This is a genomic window from Rhodococcus sp. Ni2 (genome assembly GCF_021352185.1).
GTDB lineage: Bacteria > Actinomycetota > Actinomycetes > Mycobacteriales > Mycobacteriaceae > Rhodococcus_F > Rhodococcus_F qingshengii.
The window spans coordinates 2,015,858-2,031,911 of record NZ_WOXZ01000001.1 but is presented as its reverse complement, the minus strand read 5'-3'; the positions used below and the strand labels follow the sequence as shown (position 1 = coordinate 2,031,911).

16 protein-coding genes are annotated in these 16,054 nt (G+C 61.8%); 5 read left to right on the top strand and 11 right to left on the bottom strand.

The genetic code is table 11. The features are described 5' to 3' along the window. Nucleotides 1–33: 33 nt before the first annotated feature. Together GN300_RS10005 and GN300_RS10000 are read right to left on the bottom strand one after the other, a co-directional pair. Entirely contained in the window at nucleotides 34–618 is a 585-nt protein-coding gene (locus tag GN300_RS10005) for a GNAT family N-acetyltransferase (protein WP_063315406.1), read from the bottom strand. After that, nucleotides 618–1,973 carry a glycosyltransferase family 87 protein gene (locus tag GN300_RS10000; protein ID WP_007735530.1) on the bottom strand — a complete coding sequence of 452 codons (1,356 nt, stop codon included), beginning with the start codon at nucleotides 1,971–1,973 and terminating at the stop codon, nucleotides 618–620. Before GN300_RS10000 ends, GN300_RS10005 begins: the two co-directional genes overlap by 1 nt. 210 nt (nucleotides 1,974–2,183) lie before the next feature. On the opposite strand from GN300_RS10000, the gene rpsF reads away from it, so the two are divergent. The 5 genes from rpsF (at nucleotide 2,184) to dnaB (ending at nucleotide 6,982) form a co-directional block, all read left to right on the top strand. After that, the gene (gene rpsF, locus GN300_RS09995; protein ID WP_003941237.1) at nucleotides 2,184–2,471 is read left to right on the top strand and encodes a 30S ribosomal protein S6; all 288 of its coding nucleotides are present in this window, start codon (nucleotides 2,184–2,186) and stop codon (nucleotides 2,469–2,471) included. Between the two features lie 64 nt (nucleotides 2,472–2,535). Then, complete coding sequence (locus GN300_RS09990) at nucleotides 2,536–3,060, top strand: single-stranded DNA-binding protein (protein ID WP_003941248.1); 525 nt, start codon at nucleotides 2,536–2,538, stop codon at nucleotides 3,058–3,060. 39 nt (nucleotides 3,061–3,099) lie between these two features. Further along, the gene (gene rpsR / locus GN300_RS09985) at nucleotides 3,100–3,342 is read left to right on the top strand and encodes a 30S ribosomal protein S18 (protein ID WP_003941245.1); all 243 of its coding nucleotides are present in this window, start codon (nucleotides 3,100–3,102) and stop codon (nucleotides 3,340–3,342) included. Nucleotides 3,343–3,360: 18 nt separating this feature from the next. Then, complete coding sequence (gene rplI / locus GN300_RS09980; protein WP_007735531.1) at nucleotides 3,361–3,816, top strand: 50S ribosomal protein L9; 456 nt, start codon at nucleotides 3,361–3,363, stop codon at nucleotides 3,814–3,816. A 508-nt stretch (nucleotides 3,817–4,324) separates the two neighbouring features. Further along, the gene (gene dnaB, locus GN300_RS09975) at nucleotides 4,325–6,982 is read left to right on the top strand and encodes a replicative DNA helicase (protein WP_063315407.1); all 2,658 of its coding nucleotides are present in this window, start codon (nucleotides 4,325–4,327) and stop codon (nucleotides 6,980–6,982) included. A 98-nt stretch (nucleotides 6,983–7,080) separates the two neighbouring features. Here dnaB and GN300_RS09970 read toward each other — a convergent pair whose 3' ends face one another. The 9 genes from GN300_RS09970 to GN300_RS09930 all read right to left on the bottom strand — a co-directional run bounded on the left by GN300_RS09970 (nucleotide 7,081) and on the right by GN300_RS09930 (nucleotide 16,050). Next, entirely contained in the window at nucleotides 7,081–7,431 is a 351-nt protein-coding gene (locus tag GN300_RS09970; RefSeq protein ID WP_039973505.1) for a hypothetical protein, read from the bottom strand. Between the two features lie 164 nt (nucleotides 7,432–7,595). Next, a complete protein-coding gene (locus GN300_RS09965) occupies nucleotides 7,596–8,057 on the bottom strand; it encodes an Hsp20/alpha crystallin family protein (RefSeq protein ID WP_047272442.1) in 462 nt (153 codons plus the stop codon). 1,255 nt (nucleotides 8,058–9,312) lie between these two features. Beyond that, entirely contained in the window at nucleotides 9,313–9,753 is a 441-nt protein-coding gene (locus GN300_RS09960; protein ID WP_024487875.1) for a DUF1931 family protein, read from the bottom strand. 13 nt (nucleotides 9,754–9,766) lie between these two features. Then, entirely contained in the window at nucleotides 9,767–11,494 is a 1,728-nt protein-coding gene (locus GN300_RS09955) for an FAD-dependent oxidoreductase (protein ID WP_063315408.1), read from the bottom strand. Beyond that, nucleotides 11,472–11,738, bottom strand: coding sequence for a UBP-type zinc finger domain-containing protein (locus tag GN300_RS09950; RefSeq protein WP_007735548.1), 267 nt, complete (start codon nucleotides 11,736–11,738; stop codon nucleotides 11,472–11,474). Before GN300_RS09950 ends, GN300_RS09955 begins: the two co-directional genes overlap by 23 nt. Next, a complete protein-coding gene (gene trxA, locus GN300_RS09945) occupies nucleotides 11,735–12,187 on the bottom strand; it encodes a thioredoxin (protein ID WP_063315409.1) in 453 nt (150 codons plus the stop codon). Before trxA ends, GN300_RS09950 begins: the two co-directional genes overlap by 4 nt. A 16-nt stretch (nucleotides 12,188–12,203) precedes the next feature. Beyond that, complete coding sequence (gene clpB / locus GN300_RS09940) at nucleotides 12,204–14,837, bottom strand: ATP-dependent chaperone ClpB (RefSeq protein WP_063315410.1); 2,634 nt, start codon at nucleotides 14,835–14,837, stop codon at nucleotides 12,204–12,206. Further along, a complete protein-coding gene (locus tag GN300_RS09935) occupies nucleotides 14,819–15,148 on the bottom strand; it encodes a chaperone modulator CbpM (protein ID WP_054781457.1) in 330 nt (109 codons plus the stop codon). Before GN300_RS09935 ends, clpB begins: the two co-directional genes overlap by 19 nt. Continuing rightward, nucleotides 15,145–16,050 carry a DnaJ C-terminal domain-containing protein gene (locus tag GN300_RS09930; protein ID WP_007735552.1) on the bottom strand — a complete coding sequence of 302 codons (906 nt, stop codon included), beginning with the start codon at nucleotides 16,048–16,050 and terminating at the stop codon, nucleotides 15,145–15,147. The genes GN300_RS09935 and GN300_RS09930 overlap by 4 nt, the downstream gene beginning before the upstream one ends. Nucleotides 16,051–16,054: the final 4 nt, after the last annotated feature.

Below are 16,054 nucleotides of genomic sequence, written 5' to 3'. Positions count from 1 at the left end.
GGCATGGACTTCGTCGAAGAGTGCAGGTGATGGCTAGTTTCGGGTACGTGTCTCGAGCTGAGGTGCGATGGTCGGCCAGTCGTCGTCGGTCATCGCGAACAGCGCTGTTGTACGCCAGCTGCCGTCGACACGGCGCCGGTGCTTGCGCAGCAGGCCCTCGAACTGAGCGCCGAGCTTTGCGATCGCTGCCCTGGACTGTTCGTTGAACTCGTCCGTGTGCCACTCGACGCGTACGGCTTCGAGCTGGTCGAAGGCGTGACGAAGCAGGAGCAGCTTCGATTCGGGATTGATCCCGGTTCCCTGAACCGATCGCGACAACCACGTGTACCCGATTGCAAGACTGCGGTTTACCGGGTCGATCTGGTATATGGACGTAGTGCCGACCACGGCGTTCGTCGCGATGTTCACCTGCGCAAAGGCGATCCGATTAGGGTCGTCGGTTGCTGCAGCGATGTACTTCTGTGCCTGTTCCCGATCGGTGATGGGCGATGCGGTCCAACGAAAGATCGCCGGGTCGTCGGCAGCAGCGAGCAGAGCGTCGGTGTGCGCGACGCCCAGGGGTTCGAGTCGGACACGATCACCGGTCAGCGTCGGTGATTCGAACCATGATGCAGTCATCAGGCGTGCTCCCGTGAGTGAGTCGGAAGGTTGTTGTCGGAGTTGGCAATCTGATCGGTCCCACCGGCAAGCGGATACCGCAACGGGACTCGCAGGAACAAGAAGAAGAACACGGCGAGCAGGATGACGTGGCCCCACACACTCGCCTGGACGACGGCCTCGTACTTGCTCGGATCGAGATTCATGTCCAGTTGGTAGAAGTACCGGAAGATGCCGATACCCAACGCTGCGTCGGCGATCAGATAGGCGACGATCCAGAACCACCGGATCTTGAACAGTACGAGGAAAGGCAGGATCCACAGTGTGTACTGCGGTGAATTGACCTTGTGCAGCAACACGAATCCGCACAGCATCGCGGCACTGACTGCAATCCACGGAAAGTAGCCGTCGCGGACGTAGCGGCGCCAACCCAGATACATCGCGAGCGCGAACGACAACAGGATCATCACCGGAGACAGGATGCTCACCAGTGCGTCGTAGTCGGCGTTGAGTTCGCGAACTCCGAAACCGTAGAAGGGGCGCAAACCCCAGAACCACACCGAGTTGGTGGTGATGTCCGCGCTTCGCTTCTCCTGGAAGCTGAACGACGCGCGCCAGCCTTCGTAGGAAATGAGGGCGAACGGCAGGTTGACGAGGACGACGGTGACGATCGCCGCGCCCGCCGTCATCAGCGCTCCACGAACGTCGTAGCGCTTGCCTTCGGTGCCGCGTAGAAGCACGTAGGCCATGAGCGGCAGCACGAACATTCCCGGGTACAGCTTCAAACAGAAACCGATCGCCAGGATGACGGCCGCCAGAACCGCGCGAGTTCGCAGCGGGATCCGCTCGAACGTCATCAGGAAGATCGCGCCGACGCTGGTGGCCACCACCGGGAGCTCCCAGTTGTGGAATGCGTACAGAACCAGGGGCGGAGTCGCCGACCACACGAGCGCGTACGCGCCGCTCATCTTGCCGAGCATCCACGCCGTGAGCAGTCCGAAAGGAGCCAGGATCAGGGCCGAGTGCAGAAGGAAATCGGTGTCGGTGTGTGAGCCGATACCGCCCAGCCACATCAGAATTCCGCTGAGCACCGGGTATTCGACGGTTCCGCCGGTCAGGAATCCTTCGGGCGTTATCCCTCCGGTGACGAAGGGGAACAGATGCTGATCGATACCTCGTCCGAGCCAGAGCAACTGAATGTCGGAGTAGCAGACGTCGATGTTCTTGTTGACGTCGAAGTTCAGGCTTCGTCCGTCGGGCGCGAACGGTGCACCGCCGCATCTGGCCTTGTTGAAATAGCCCAGCGCCATCGTCAGCCCGCACAATCCGACGACCAACGCCAGGATCGACGCCGGGGTCTTGCGGTCTGTTCGCATGATTCTCACCCTAGGGGGCGCAGTGGCTCGCGGGGTGATGCGTCTGCACCACGCGTCGCGCATCGATCTGGTGGTCTTCCCGGAGGGTCGGGACGATTTCCCTGGTCAAGGCCCCTCGTGTAACCTACGAGGGTTGCTGACGCAACGACCCTCCTGCCACGGATAGTCCGTGGCCGTTTTCACTTAGTCCACAGGAGGTGATGAGGTCTTATGCGTCATTACGAATTGATGGTCATCCTTGACCCCAGCCTGGACGAGCGCACTGTCGCTCCTTCACTGGATACGTTCCTCAATGTTGTGCGCCAGCACGGCGGCACGATCGACAAGGTCGATGTCTGGGGTAAGCGTCGTCTCGCCTACGAGATCCTGAAGCATGCTGAAGGTATCTACGCGGTGATCGACATCAACGCCACTCCCGCCACCGTCGCTGAGCTCGATCGTCAGCTCGGTCTGAACGAGTCGGTTCTGCGCACGAAGGTTCTGCGCCACAACAAGTAATTACTGTCGGTAGCGAGCTCTACTCTCGCGCCCAACGGTCTTACATCAATGCAGGAGGAACCACATGGCTGGCGACACCATCATCACCGTCATCGGAAACCTGACGGCTGATCCTGAACTTCGTTTCACCCCGGCGGGTGCCGCGGTTGCAAACTTCACGGTTGCTTCCACGCCCCGCACCTTCGACCGTAATTCCAATGAATGGAAAGACGGCGATGCGCTGTTCATGCGTTGCAACATCTGGCGCGAAGCAGCCGAGAACGTCGCGGAGAGCTTGACCCGTGGTTCACGAGTAATCGTGAGCGGCCGGCTCAAGCAGCGTTCGTACGAAACTCGCGAGGGCGAAAAGCGAACTGTCGTCGAGCTCGAAGTCGATGAAATCGGTCCTTCACTGAAGTACGCCACGGCTAAGGTCAACAAGGCCAACCGTGGTGGCGGCGGTGGAGGCGGCAACTTCGGCGGTTCCTCCGGCGGATCGGGTGGCGGACGTCCGAGCGCTGCACCTTCGGGTGGAGACGATCCTTGGGGCAGTGCGCCTCAGGCTTCGGGCTCCTTCGGTGGTGCGGGCAGCGACGAACCGCCCTTCTGATCCGTACCTGATCAGGAACATCCAGAAAAGAGCAAAGACATGCCGAAGCCGCCCTTGCGCGACAAGGTTATGAAGAAGAAGGTCTGCACCTTCTGCAAAGAGAAGAACACGCAGATCAACTACAAGGACACGACGTTGCTTCGTAAGTACGTCAGCGATCGCGGAAAGATCCGTGCTCGCCGTGTCACCGGCAATTGCGTCCAGCACCAGCGCGACGTTGCCATTGCCGTCAAGAACTCACGTGAGGTAGCACTGCTGCCTTACGCCACCGTGGCTCGCTAAGGAAAGGGAGGAAAGAACATGAAGCTCATCCTCACCGCTGACGTGGACAACCTCGGTGCGCCTGGCGACACCGTGGAGGTCAAGGACGGCTACGGCCGTAACTACCTGCTCCCCCGCGGACTGGCAATCGTCGCCACCCGTGGCGCCGAGAAGCAGGTCGAGGGCATCCGTCGTGCACAGGAAGCGCGCGCTGTGCGCGGCCTGGATCACGCCAAGGAGCTCAAGGCAGCTATCGAGGGCCTCGAGTCCGTAACGCTGACGGTCAAGACCGCCGGTGGCTCGGGCAAGCTCTTCGGTTCGGTTACCGTCGCTGACGTCGCTGCTGCGATCAAGGCTGCCGGTGGACCGGTTGTCGACAAGCGCTCCATCGTGTTGCCGAAGGCTCACATCAAGAACACGGGCAAGCACGCCGTGGTCGTGAACCTGCACCCCGATGTGGTTGCCAAGTTCAACCTGAACGTCGTCGGCGCATAGTCGACTGTTCGTCTCGCCGGGCCCCGCACACTTCGGTGTGCGGGGCCCGACGTTTTGTTTCGGGGTGCGGTGTGCCGCCTGACAGCGTCCCGAATCGGACCTGGGGATAACTCTCACACTGTGATGTTCGACTTGGTGATCAGTGACGAATCGGGCGAGGCAACACGCCCGACACACCGACGCGCCGACTGTGGAAAAACTATTTTCATCAACAGGCCTGTGAAATTGTGGATAGCCATCTACCTGGTCTTATGTAGTTACTATGCAAAGTAGTCCCCAAATGCTCCACAGGCGGTGCACACCGTGGGGCGGGAGTTTCCACAAAGCATCCACAGGTTTATCCACAGTCCGGTTTGTATGCGGACCTACTAGTCCCTAACGTCATCTCGGCGTCTATCTACAGCCCGGCCGAATGCGGCTAGGGGATGTCGGTGGGGGCAGGTACAAATGATGAGGGCGCTGCGGTTTCTGGCAGTGTCGTCGAGTGTTTTACGGGAAGGTCTCGCTTGTGGCTGTTGTAGATGATCGAGGACCTTCCGACTTCTCGGGGCCGGACTACCCGGGCCCTCCCGAGGCCGAGCCCGACCAGGAGTTCGGACGCCAGCCACCTCAGGACATGACTGCCGAGCAGTCGGTGCTCGGCGGCATGCTGCTGAGCAAGGACGCCATCGCTGACGTCCTCGAGGTACTGCGTCCGGGTGACTTCTACCGGCCCGCTCACCAGTCCGTCTACGACGTGATCCTGGACCTCTACAGCCGTGGCGAGCCCGCCGACCCGGTGACGGTCTCCGCCGAGCTCGACCGTCGAGGTGAGCTCCGCCGTATCGGTGGTGCTGCCTACCTGGTGACGCTGACCCAGACAGTGCCCACTGCCGCCAACGCTGCCTTCTATGCCGAGATCGTCGCCGAGAAGTCCGTGCTGCGTCGTCTCGTCGACGCCGGTACTCGCATCGTCCAGTACGGCTACGCCGGCACCGAGGGCCAGGACGTGGCCGAGGTTGTCGACCGCGCGCAGGCCGAGATCTTCGAGGTCACCGAGCGTCGAACCACCGAGGACTTCGTACCCCTCACCGAGCTCCTCCAGCCCACGATGGACGAGATCGACTCCATCGCCAGCCGCGGTGGAATTTCCCTCGGTGTGCCCACCGGATTCAAGGATCTCGACGAGATCACCAACGGCCTTCACGCTGGTCAGATGATTATCGTCGCGGCCCGTCCTGGTGTGGGCAAGGCGCTTGCCCTCGATACTCCCCTCGCGACGCCCAGTGGCTGGACCACGATGGGTGACGTTGCTGTCGGCGATCTGTTGATCGACAACCACGGCAAGCCGACGCGGGTTGTTGCCGCTACCGACGTGATGGTTGACCGTCCTTGCTACGAGGTCGAGTTTTCCGATGGAACAGTGTTGGTGGCCGACGAGCAGCATCAGTGGTTGACGGAGACGCGTGCTTCGCGCCGTTCAGCGCAGAACACCAAGACAGGTTACAACCGCTATAAGAATCAAAAGACATTCGCCGAGGTCCGAACCACGGCGGAGATCGCATCGACGGTGCGATGCGCAACGGCGGATGACCGCGTTAATCACTCTGTCGTGAATGCCAAGCCGCTCGACCTACCAACGCAGGATCTCCTTGTCCCGCCCTACACACTTGGCGCTTGGCTAGGTGACGGTTCTACTGCCTGCGCACAATTCACCACTGCTGATCCTGAGATCATCATGTTGATCGAGGCCGAAGGCCTGGTTGCAGTTCCGTCCAAGTCGGCGCATTTGCGCTACAGCCTTAAATTAGCCCCGGAAGATCCCGTCGCTCCGCGCGATTGCGTTGTGTGCGGAAAGAGCTTCGTGCCGTTCACCAGTCAGGTGCGAACATGCGGTCAATCATGCGGCGGCAAAGCACGTTTCATGTCTGACCCTGTACCTGCGCCAACCTGTTCACACTGTGGTGGACCTTCGATCGGGCTGCGACTGTGCCAGAAGTGCCGCAATGAGTACGGCACGGTTCAAGGACGCCTACGTACGATCGGTGTTCTGGGCAACAAGCACATCCCTGTCCAGTATCTCCGTGGGTCCGAGGCGCAGCGTCGTGCGGTTCTTGCGGGGCTTCTCGACACTGATGGAACTGTGACTGCCGGTGGCTCCGTTCAGTTTTCGGTAACCAACGAGCGCCTCGTCCGCGATGCCCAGGAATTAGTGGTCAGTCTTGGCTATCGCTGCCAAATGAGCACAAAGCGAGTCAACGGTCGCACCGAGGCTTCGTCGACTGCATTCACCTTGACCTTCTCGACTGATGACGAAGTGTTCGGTCTTACGCGGAAAGCGATGCTGCACAAGGAGTGTCGAGCGAGTAAAAGCACTGCGCGCAGCGGATCGCGCTACATTGTCGATGTTCGACCAATTGCGAGTGTTCCGGTTCGCTGCGTCGAGGTCGACAACGCCGACCACATGTACCTGGCCGGTCATTCGATGGTCCCGACGCACAATTCCACGCTCGGAATGGATTTCCTGCGTTCCTGCTCCATCACGCACGGCATGGCCAGCGTCATGTTCTCGTTGGAAATGAGCAAAACCGAGATCGTCATGCGTCTGCTGTCCGCAGAGGCAAAGATCAAGCTCGGCGACATGCGCTCCGGAAAGATGACCGACGACGACTGGACCAAGCTCGCGCGTCGCATGAGTGAGATCAGTGAGGCGCCGCTATTCATCGATGACTCCCCCAACCTCACCATGATGGAAATCCGCGCAAAAGCGCGGCGGCTCAAGCAGAAACACGATATTCGCCTGATCGTCATCGACTACCTCCAGCTGATGAGCTCGGGTAAAAAGGTCGAGTCCCGTCAGCAGGAAGTCTCCGAATTCTCCCGTAGCCTAAAGCTTTTGGCGAAGGAGCTCGAAGTTCCGGTTGTCGCGATCTGTCAGCTCAACCGTGGTCCCGAGCAGCGAACCGACAAGCGTCCGCAGGTCGCCGACCTTCGTGAGTCCGGATCGCTCGAGCAGGACGCCGACATGGTGATTCTGCTGTACCGCCCCGACGCGACCGAGCGAGACGATCCCCGTGGCGGTGAAGCCGACCTGATTCTGGGTAAGCACCGTAACGGCCCGACCGCGACAATCACTGTGGCGCACCAGCTTCACCTGTCCAAGTTTGTGGACATGGCCCGGGGATAGTGGCTGCCGCCATCGCCTGAAGGTGGGACGGATTTCAGATCTTGTTAGATCCTGCTACAAGCACCAATTCGATTCCACTAGTGCAAAATTCGGTTTTTCTACAGGTGGGGTAGTGCTGCAGTGAGGAAGACGGCGCCGAAGGCGATTCCGGCAATGCCGGTGAGGATCCCGACCACGCCGGCGGTGTTGTCGCCCAGATCGCGTCCGGGGGTGTCGGGTCGGCGCGCTGCCAGGGCGGTTCCGATGGCGGCGGCACCGAGGAGGATGCCGAGGCCGAACATCCAGAACGTCAGTATCGAGAGTGCACCGAGCATCAACGCCATGTCGCTGTATTCATCGCTGGTGATCGGACGGTGGTGATCCCACCAATCGGGTGGAGTGTGCGCGCGGGATTCGGTGTTGTCGGTGTTGTCGGATTGTTCGTGCGGGGGGATAGTGGATGCAGTCATGGCAGCTAAAGGGTTCTCGCGCTGATTCTTTCGTGTGGTGGATGTACCGGTGTGCGCCACGGGTGTGCAGTGGGAGATCGAAACGATGGTGGGTGAGGCCCGAGAACCCATCGCGTGTCCTCGGGAGTCACCCCACCATCAAAGCGGTGTTCGGGCCAGGCGGATCAGGCTTCGATCTGCACCTGTGTTGTCGATCCGGCGTTATCGGTTCGGGAGGGTGGTCCGGAGGAGACCTCGATCCGCCGCGGTTTCGCCTTCTCTGCGATCGGCAACGTCACCGTCAACACGCCGTTGTCGTACGAGGCCTCGATCTGTTGGGCGTCGATGTCGTCGCTGATGGACAGCTGCCGTTTGTATGTTCCAGCGAAACGCTCACTCGCCAGCCAGCTCACACCCTCTTCGGAGAGGGCGGTGCGGTGCGCGGTCAACGTCAGGGTCGAGCCGTCGATGTGGACGCCCACTGATCCTGGGTCGACGCCCGGAAGATCGGCGTGCAGGACGTACTGGTCCTCGACCTTGTAGAGGTCCATCGGCATGAACCGTGGACTGCGTCCGTTGCCGGTTCCCGCGGCGAGTACGGACTTGGTGATCGCGTCGATGTCGGTGAAAGGATCGAAACGAAGCACAGCAACACACCTCCCATGTCGTGAAAAGAAAGGTCACCGCCACTGTGGCGGTTGACCGAACTTACTGTGCGAGAACATGATAACCACACGAATTAGCACTCTGCAACCGAGAGTGCCAGAAGCTTTGGGGAAGTGTTCCGGTCCCTGAAGATCGCTGCTTTGCCTGGTCCCGACAAAAGCGGTGGCCGCCTTCGGCCTCGATTCGAAGCGGGCGGCGCGGTACGGCACTTCGTCAGTAGCGGCGGTGCGGCAACGGATCCGCCGGAGCCCCGACTCTGCGTGTGCGAGTCGGGGCGTATGACCGACGTCGGCATTGAGCACACAACACCGATGACCCACTATCCGTGCGAAGTCGACGTTCATGTCGTCCGCACATCTTCAACCATAAACAGTGCGATCGGTATAAATCATGTTCAGTCGCCTTCGATGCCAAGAAGTGACATGGCCGTTTGCATGGCAAGGTGAACATCTTGGTCGTCACGCTAGCGGCGCAGTAGCCGCGGTGCCTGGAAAGGTGGGCCCGTTCCTGGTATTTGGTTTGCAGACGTCTGTTCCGAATGCTTTTGCAAAATAGGTCTTTTCCCGATGTTTGCGGGTGGATCGGGCATCGAACATCGCGGGTGCTCGTTCGTCGGAGTCGCTGCGAACGATGTCCGTGTTCGTGCACACACCGAACCGGCTGTAAGGGAGAACACTTCGGCCACCGTCAAAGCTTGCTCATCACAATGGAACTGGGACTTTCGACCCTGTCGTCTACAAGCAGTGCGCAATAACCTTCGTCGGGTCGGGGGCACCCGTTCCGTTCGAGGGGGCAAACAATCGGGCGGGTGTTCGTCAAGGCAAGGCCATATCACCCTCGCTGGTCTCCTTGCCGGGCCTTGAGCTGTGCGCGCCCAGAAGTGCTCAGGGCCCGCCCGATGCGGGGATCGAGAAAGTGAAGACGAAAGGTTCTCAGATGAGCCGAAGGAGTGATCGCCGATCGACAAGTTCTGCTCGCCGCCTGGCCACGCGGATTACCGGTGTCAGAGGTTCGGCGTGTAAGCCGAACTCGCTCACGGCAGAAGATCTGAGGGCTGTAATCGAGTCCCTCACTGGAGTTCTCGCTGCTCGAGAATCGAGCGCGGAAACCGCACCTCTCGCCGGAAATCCTCCGTCGTCGACGCCAACTGACAGGCAGTTCTGAATCGCACCGGTATTTTCGCAGCCGGACAGCATATTCGAACTCAGACGCGCTGTCAGCCGGGACGGGTGGTAATCACAGAAGTAGGTGGAAGATGTCGAAGGCGACTGTCCATTGGGCTGTGCCGGGGTTCTTGCGGTCCGGTTCGACCGTGGCGAAAGTTTGCGCCAGCGCTACGCTCAACCCTCCTGCGATCAGCGGCAGTCGTTGCTCTGTCTCCTCTGAGAGGGCCACGTCCAAGGGCGGGCGGGCCGTGAGCTGATCGAGCAGCGGTTGAAGTTCGATCTCCTCGTCGAGTTTTTCGAACCGGTGGATGCTCTCCTGTAATCCCTTGGTGATCGGCAGGTCCCACGGTTCGATCACGTCGCGCAAGTTTGCTTTCGCGGAGGCTTTCCCGATCAGGATCACGTCGTAGATCTTGTCGTCGATGAAATCGGTATAGCGCTTGAGATCGTTCCGGTCGACCTGCAGTCCGGCCGCTGCCCTGAAGAACCGCTGGAATTTCACGGTGCCCATTACTGGCATGTCGTCAGCTCCTTTCGAAGTATTCATGGATTTGGCGTACGGCCATCGCTCCTTCACCGACGGCGGATGCGACTCGTTTCACCGAACCGCGGCGGATGTCGCCCGCCGCAAACAGGCCGGGCAGGCTGGTTTCGAGCGTCCTGGACAGGCCGCCGTTGATTGGCAGGCTGCCGTCCGCTCGTGCGTGGATCGCGTCCACACCGGTGAGGACGAAGCCGTGGTCGTCGAGTGCGATCGCGTCGGCAAGCCACCCTGTGTGCGGTACTGCCCCGATGAAGACGAACAGGGCGCGCACCCGAATCGTGTCCTGGTCGCCGGTGCGATTGTCCTCGACCGCAATTGCTTCGAGGTATTTCTCGCCGTGGACCGCACGAATCTCGGTGTGCCGGTGCACGGTGACCCGCGGATGGTGTTCGATCTGGTCGACCAGGTATCGGGACATGCTCTTCCCGAGGTCATCGCCGCGGATGAGCAGGTGCACCTGTGAGACGTGCTCGGCGAGGAAGACGGCGGCCTGGCCGGCGGAGTTGCCGCCACCGACGATGGCTATCGGGTCGGTGCCGCATATCCGTGCTTCCTGATGCGTTGCGGCGTAGTACACGCTTGTTCCTTCCAGCGCCTCGATCCCCTGAACGGCCAACTTGCGGTACCGCGCCCCGGCGGCGAGCACAACGGCCCGGGCGTGCACCGACCCGCCGTCCGCCAGTCGGAGCACATGGTTCCCGGCCTCGGATCCCAAACCGGTCACTTCTGCCGACACCAGGATGCGGGCGCTGAACTTCCCGGCCTGGAGCACGGCTCGTTCGGCCAATTCGGAGCCGGAGACCCCGGCGGGGAATCCCAGATAATTCTCGATCCGGGATGAGGTACTGGCTTGGCCGCCCGCAGCGATCCGCTCCAACGTCACCGTGTTCAACCCGTCCGAGGCGCCGTACACCGATGCGGCCAGGCCGGCCGGTCCGGCACCCACGACGACGAGGTTGTAGACGTCCTTGGCTGCGTCCGCGACGGGTGCCGGGACAGGAAGCCCGACGACGCGTGCGAGTTCCGCATTCGTCGGATTGCGCAGCACCTTCTCGCCGTGCCAGATCACGACGGGTGTGTCCTCGGGTGCGACGTTCAGGCTGCGTAGCAGCTGCTCCACTCGTTCGTCCTGTTCCAAGTCGAACCACTTGTGGGGCAGACGGTTTCGCATCGCGAACTCACGAAGTCGCAACGTATCCGGGGAGAAGCAGGAGCCGATGATCCGGAATCCGGAGCCGAGCCCGATCAGCAAGTGCCGACGCACAAGGTAGGCGCGCAGGATCAAATCGCTGAGCACGGGATCGTGGGCAATCAGCTCGCGTACCTGCTCGGCCGGGACGACGAGTATCTCGCCGTCCTCGATCGCTTCGGCGGTGAAGAACGCCACCTGACCTTCCAGGAGTCCGAGCTCGCCCAGGAAACGCCCAGGACCGTGCACGCGCAGTATCCGGCGCTCGCCGTCCGCGTCGCCTTCGTCGACGACTGCGATCTTTCCGGAAAGGACGACGACGAAATCGTTGTCAGGCGCGCCTTCTCGGATCAGCACCTCGCCGGCGTGAACCGGTCGACGCGAGCCACCGACCTCGAGCTTCGCGACCTGGTCGTCCGTCAGCCGCGGGAAGGCGCCCTCCTCGTCCGGGGTCTCGTCGTCGACCGGCGGGCTGTACCCGATGGGTGAGGCGCCCTCAGACGAAGTTCTGGTCGACATAACACCACCGCCAATCCTCGCCGGGCTCCATCGACTGGACGATCGGATGCCCGATGGCGTGAGCGTGAGCACTCGCGTGCCTGCCCGGCGAAGAGTCGCAGCAACCGACGTGTCCGCACGTCAGGCACAGCCTCAGATGCACCCACGGGGTGCCGAGGCGAAGACATTCCTCGCAGCCCTGCGGGGTACGGGGCACCACGGCCCGGATCGCGGTTACATGTGGGTCCGCATGGACAGGACTCATGACTTCGCCTCCTCGCCGGCATTTTCCGAGAGCGCCTGATCGAGCCACGTGCGCAGCTGGGGGACCGGAGCTGCGCCCGACTGGCGAGCGAGAACCTCACCCCGGTCCATCACCAGCAGAGTCGGCACGGCGCGGACGGTGAATCGTTCAGCCGTCCGGGGTGCAGCATCGACGTCGACCTTGACCAGCTTGATCTGGCCGGCGTGTTCTCTGGCGAGCTGCTCGAGCGCGGGGCTGACCATGCGACACGGGCCGCACCACGTCGCCCACAGATCCACGAGCACAGGCACCGAGGATTCTTCGACGATCTCCGCGAAGTCACCGTCTCCCGCCGCGGCGATCCAGGGCAGCGGCTCGTGGCAGTTGCCGCAGCGAGGTTTTCCTTCCCCTGCTGCCGGGATGTTGTTGGTCTTGCCGCAGTTCGGGCACTTCACCTTTTCGGATCCCATGACCAGTTACCTCTTCTCAGGCCGCCGCGAAGGCGGGTTCGGCATACGCGACGGCAAGCTCGCCGCCGTCCACCGTGACGCTGATGGTGCCGTCCGGTTTGATCTCGCCGCGCAACAGTGCACGGCCGATCTTGGTTTCGACCTCGTGTGCGATGTATCGGCGCAGCGGCCGCGCACCGTAGACAGGGTCGAACCCGTGTTCGGCGATCAGTCGGCGTGCCTCCGGCGTGATTTCCAGGTGTACCTGTCTCTCCGACAACCTGTTTCGAAGGTCGGTGAGTTGCAGTTCCACTATGTACTCGATCTGGGGCAGGGTGAGTGGGGAGAACAGCACGATGTCGTCGACCCGGTTGAGGAATTCGGGGCGGAAATGCCCGCGCAGTTCTGCCATCACCCGTTCCCTGGCGTCCGGCTTGATTTCGCCGTCGGCTGTGACCCCGTCGAGGAGATGCTGGGATCCGATGTTGGAGGTCATGATGATCACCGTGTTCCGGAAATCGACTTGCCTCCCTTGAGAATCGGTGATCCGGCCGTCGTCGAGCACCTGCAGCAGGGTATTGAAGACGTCGGCGTGGGCCTTCTCGATCTCGTCGAAGAGCACCACGGAGTACGGCTTACGCCGCACCGCCTCGGTGAGCTGGCCACCTTCGTCGTACCCGACGTATCCGGGAGGTGCACCGATGAGCCGACTCACCGTGTGTCGTTCCTGGTACTCGCTCATATCGAGGCGCACCATGTTGTCTTCACTGTCGAATAGGGCGCTGGCCAATGTCTTTGCAAGCTCGGTCTTTCCGACGCCCGTCGGGCCCAGGAAAATGAACGAACCGATCGGTCGACGAGGATCACGGATACCGGACCTCGCCCGGATCACAGCGTCCGCGACCAGTTGCACCGCCTCGTCCTGACCGACGACCCGCTCGTGCAGGATCTCGTCGAGCTTCAACAACTTCTCCCGCTCACCTTCTTGCAGCCGGGCGACCGGGATACCCGTCCATGCGGCCACGATCTCTGCGATCTCGTCTTCGGTGACCACTTCACGCAGCAACGGATTTCGGCCTTGTCTGGTGGCCAGTTGCTCCTCCGCCGCCTCGAGCCGGCGTTCGAGCTCGGTGATCTCGCCGTATCGCAACTCGGCTGCCCGATTGAGGTCGTAGTTGCGTTCGGCGGCCTCGGCCTCGACGCGCAACCGTTCCAAATCTCCTCGCAGTTCTTGCACCCGCCGGATCGCCTGCCGCTCCGCCTCCCATTGAGCGTGCCGGGCGTCTGCCTCGGCCCGCAGGTCGGCCAGCTCCTTGCGCAATTCTTCGAGGCGCGCTTTGCTGGCCGCGTCCGTTTCCTTGGACAGTGCGGCCTCTTCGATCTCCAGACGGGTCACCTTCCGGGTGAGCTCGTCGAGTTCGGCAGGCATCGAATCGATTTCGGTGCGGAGCCGAGCGCATGCCTCGTCTACGAGATCGATCGCCTTGTCCGGAAGGAAGCGGTCGGTGATGTACCGGTGCGAGAGGGTCACGGCGGCCACCAATGCACCGTCTTGAATTTTCACGCCATGGAACACCTCGAGGCGTTCTCGAAGTCCGCGCAGAATCGAGATCGCATCCTCGGCACTGGGCTCGTCGACGAGAACGGTCTGGAATCGACGCTCCAGTGCCGCATCGGATTCGATGTGCTTGCGATACTCGTCGAGAGTGGTGGCACCGATCATGTGCAGTTCGCCGCGTGCGAGCATCGGTTTGAGCATGTTGCCGGCATCGAGAGACCCCTCGCCGCCGACCGAGCCCGCTCCGACCACGGTATGCAACTCGTCGACGAACAACAGGATGCGCCCCTCGGCAGCCTTCACCTCGGACAGCACGGCCTGCAGTCGCTCCTCGAACTCGCCGCGGTACTTCGCACCGGCCACCAGAGAACCCATGTCGAGCGAGAAGATCGTCTTGTCGCGTAGGCCCTCGGGCACGTCGCCGCGGACGATCCGCTGGGCGAGACCCTCGACAATCGCAGTCTTACCTACACCGGGGTCGCCGATCAGCACCGGGTTGTTCTTCGTTTTCCGGCTCAAGATCTGAGTTACCCTGCGTATCTCGGCATCCCGGCCGATGACCGGATCGAGTTTGCCTGCCCGCCCCTCGGAGACGAGGTCGCGCCCGTACTTCTCCAATGCCTCGTACGCCCCCTCCGGGGTTGCCGACGTGACACGCTGATTGCCGCGCACCTTCGTCAGCGCTGTGAGGAAGGCGTCCCGTGTGACCCCGTGACTGGCGAGGACCCGCCCGGCCGCGCTGGCCGATCCTTCCTCGGAGAGGGCCATCACAAGATGCTCCACCGACACGTAGGAATCCTTGAGTCTCTTCGCCTCCCGCTCTGCGGCATCGAGCAGCTTGGCTAGACGCTGGGTGATCATCACCTGACCGGGGGTCGCGCCGGGGCCGCTGACCTTCGGCCTACGCGACAGTTCACGATCCAGATCGGATCGAAGTGCTTCGACATTCGCGCCGGCCTGTTCGAGCAGTCGGGGCACCAACCCATCCTGCTGATCGACCAATGCGAGCAGCAGGTGCTCTCCGTCGACTTCGGTGTGGCCCATTCTGGTCGCAACATTCTGGGCTTCCTGCAAGGCTTCTCGTGACTTTTCGGTCAAGCTGCCGGTGTCCATGAGGATGTCCTCCTTCTGCGGGCCGCTGTTTCGAGTCTTTCGATTCGATCCAGCAGATCGAGCACGAGCCCGATTGCCGAGTAGTTGAGACCCAGACCCGTCCGCAGTCGTTGGATGCGTGCGGCGTGGGTCACTTCGGATGGGTCGAACGACATCTCTCCGCCGGCGTAGCGGTGGGCGTCGAGCAGTCCGAGAGTCACGAGTTTTCGTGCCAGATCCGGGTGCAGGCCAGTACGTTCGGCGAAGGCGTCCGGCGACAATCCGGTACGGCGAACCAATACGTACTGAGTGATCGGCGTTGAGGTGCTCATGTCTCTTTCCTCGGATTGAAGTTCGATTCGGCGCCCAACTGCTCGAACAGTTCGCGTTCACGTGCTGTCGGTTTCGACGGAACCATCACCTTGATTTCGGCGTAGAGGTTGCCGTTGGCACCGCGCGGATTCGGCATTCCCTCTCCGCGCAAGCGCAGCTTCCTACCAGTCGAAGAGCCTGGCACCACTTTGACTTTCGCCTCTCCGCCCGGTGTGGGAACGACGACTGTCGACCCGAGAACCGCCTCCCATGGCGATACGGGCAGATCGACGTAGATGTCCCGACCCTGCACGCGGAACCGTGAATGCGGTTTGATCCGCACCACGAGGTACAGATCCCCAGGCGGCGCGTCACCGTTGCCTCGGCCTCCTTGCCCGGCCAACCGGATTCGCTGGCCGTCCAGGACGCCGGCTGGAATGTCGACGTCATACTGCCGTCCGTCCAGTCTGAGAGTGCGTTTTCCGCCCTGATAGGCCTCTTCCAGAGCCAGTTCCAGTTCGGCCTCCTGATCGGCGCCGGGAATCGGTCCGAACCCACCGCCTCCGCCGAACATCTGCCCGAAGAGGTCTTCGAAGTCGACGGCACCCTCACCACCGACACCGTGGCCGAAGTGCACCCGTCTCCCGCCACCGCCGTACCCGGCGGCGTTTGCCCGCACCCGTTCGTCGTAATCCTCGGGTACATGCCGGAAGTCGTCACCGAATCGGTCATAGCGTTTCCGGGTGTCCGGGTCGGACAACACCTGATAGGCCTCGTTGACCTCCTTGAACCTGTCCTCCGCAGTGGGATCCTTGTTCACATCGGGGTGGTACTTGCGGGCCAGCTTGCGGTACGCCTGCTGAATTTCGTCGGTGCCGGCGCCCTTCGGTACGCCGAGTACTTCGTAGTAGTCACGGGCCATCGGT

Coding starts and splice junctions, on each gene's coding strand:
- GN300_RS10005 (WP_063315406.1), bottom strand. CDS start 618: ATGACTGCATCATGGTTCGAATCACCGACGCTGACCGGTGATCGTGTC.
- GN300_RS10000 (WP_007735530.1), bottom strand. CDS start 1,973: ATGCGAACAGACCGCAAGACCCCGGCGTCGATCCTGGCGTTGGTCGTC.
- rpsF (WP_003941237.1), top strand. CDS start 2,184: ATGCGTCATTACGAATTGATGGTCATCCTTGACCCCAGCCTGGACGAG.
- GN300_RS09990 (WP_003941248.1), top strand. CDS start 2,536: ATGGCTGGCGACACCATCATCACCGTCATCGGAAACCTGACGGCTGAT.
- rpsR (WP_003941245.1), top strand. CDS start 3,100: ATGCCGAAGCCGCCCTTGCGCGACAAGGTTATGAAGAAGAAGGTCTGC.
- rplI (WP_007735531.1), top strand. CDS start 3,361: ATGAAGCTCATCCTCACCGCTGACGTGGACAACCTCGGTGCGCCTGGC.
- GN300_RS09970 (WP_039973505.1), bottom strand. CDS start 7,431: ATGACTGCATCCACTATCCCCCCGCACGAACAATCCGACAACACCGAC.
- GN300_RS09960 (WP_024487875.1), bottom strand. CDS start 9,753: ATGGGCACCGTGAAATTCCAGCGGTTCTTCAGGGCAGCGGCCGGACTG.
- GN300_RS09955 (WP_063315408.1), bottom strand. CDS start 11,494: ATGTCGACCAGAACTTCGTCTGAGGGCGCCTCACCCATCGGGTACAGC.
- GN300_RS09950 (WP_007735548.1), bottom strand. CDS start 11,738: ATGAGTCCTGTCCATGCGGACCCACATGTAACCGCGATCCGGGCCGTG.
- trxA (WP_063315409.1), bottom strand. CDS start 12,187: ATGGGATCCGAAAAGGTGAAGTGCCCGAACTGCGGCAAGACCAACAAC.
- clpB (WP_063315410.1), bottom strand. CDS start 14,837: ATGGACACCGGCAGCTTGACCGAAAAGTCACGAGAAGCCTTGCAGGAA.
- GN300_RS09935 (WP_054781457.1), bottom strand. CDS start 15,148: ATGAGCACCTCAACGCCGATCACTCAGTACGTATTGGTTCGCCGTACC.
- GN300_RS09930 (WP_007735552.1), bottom strand. CDS start 16,050: ATGGCCCGTGACTACTACGAAGTACTCGGCGTACCGAAGGGCGCCGGC.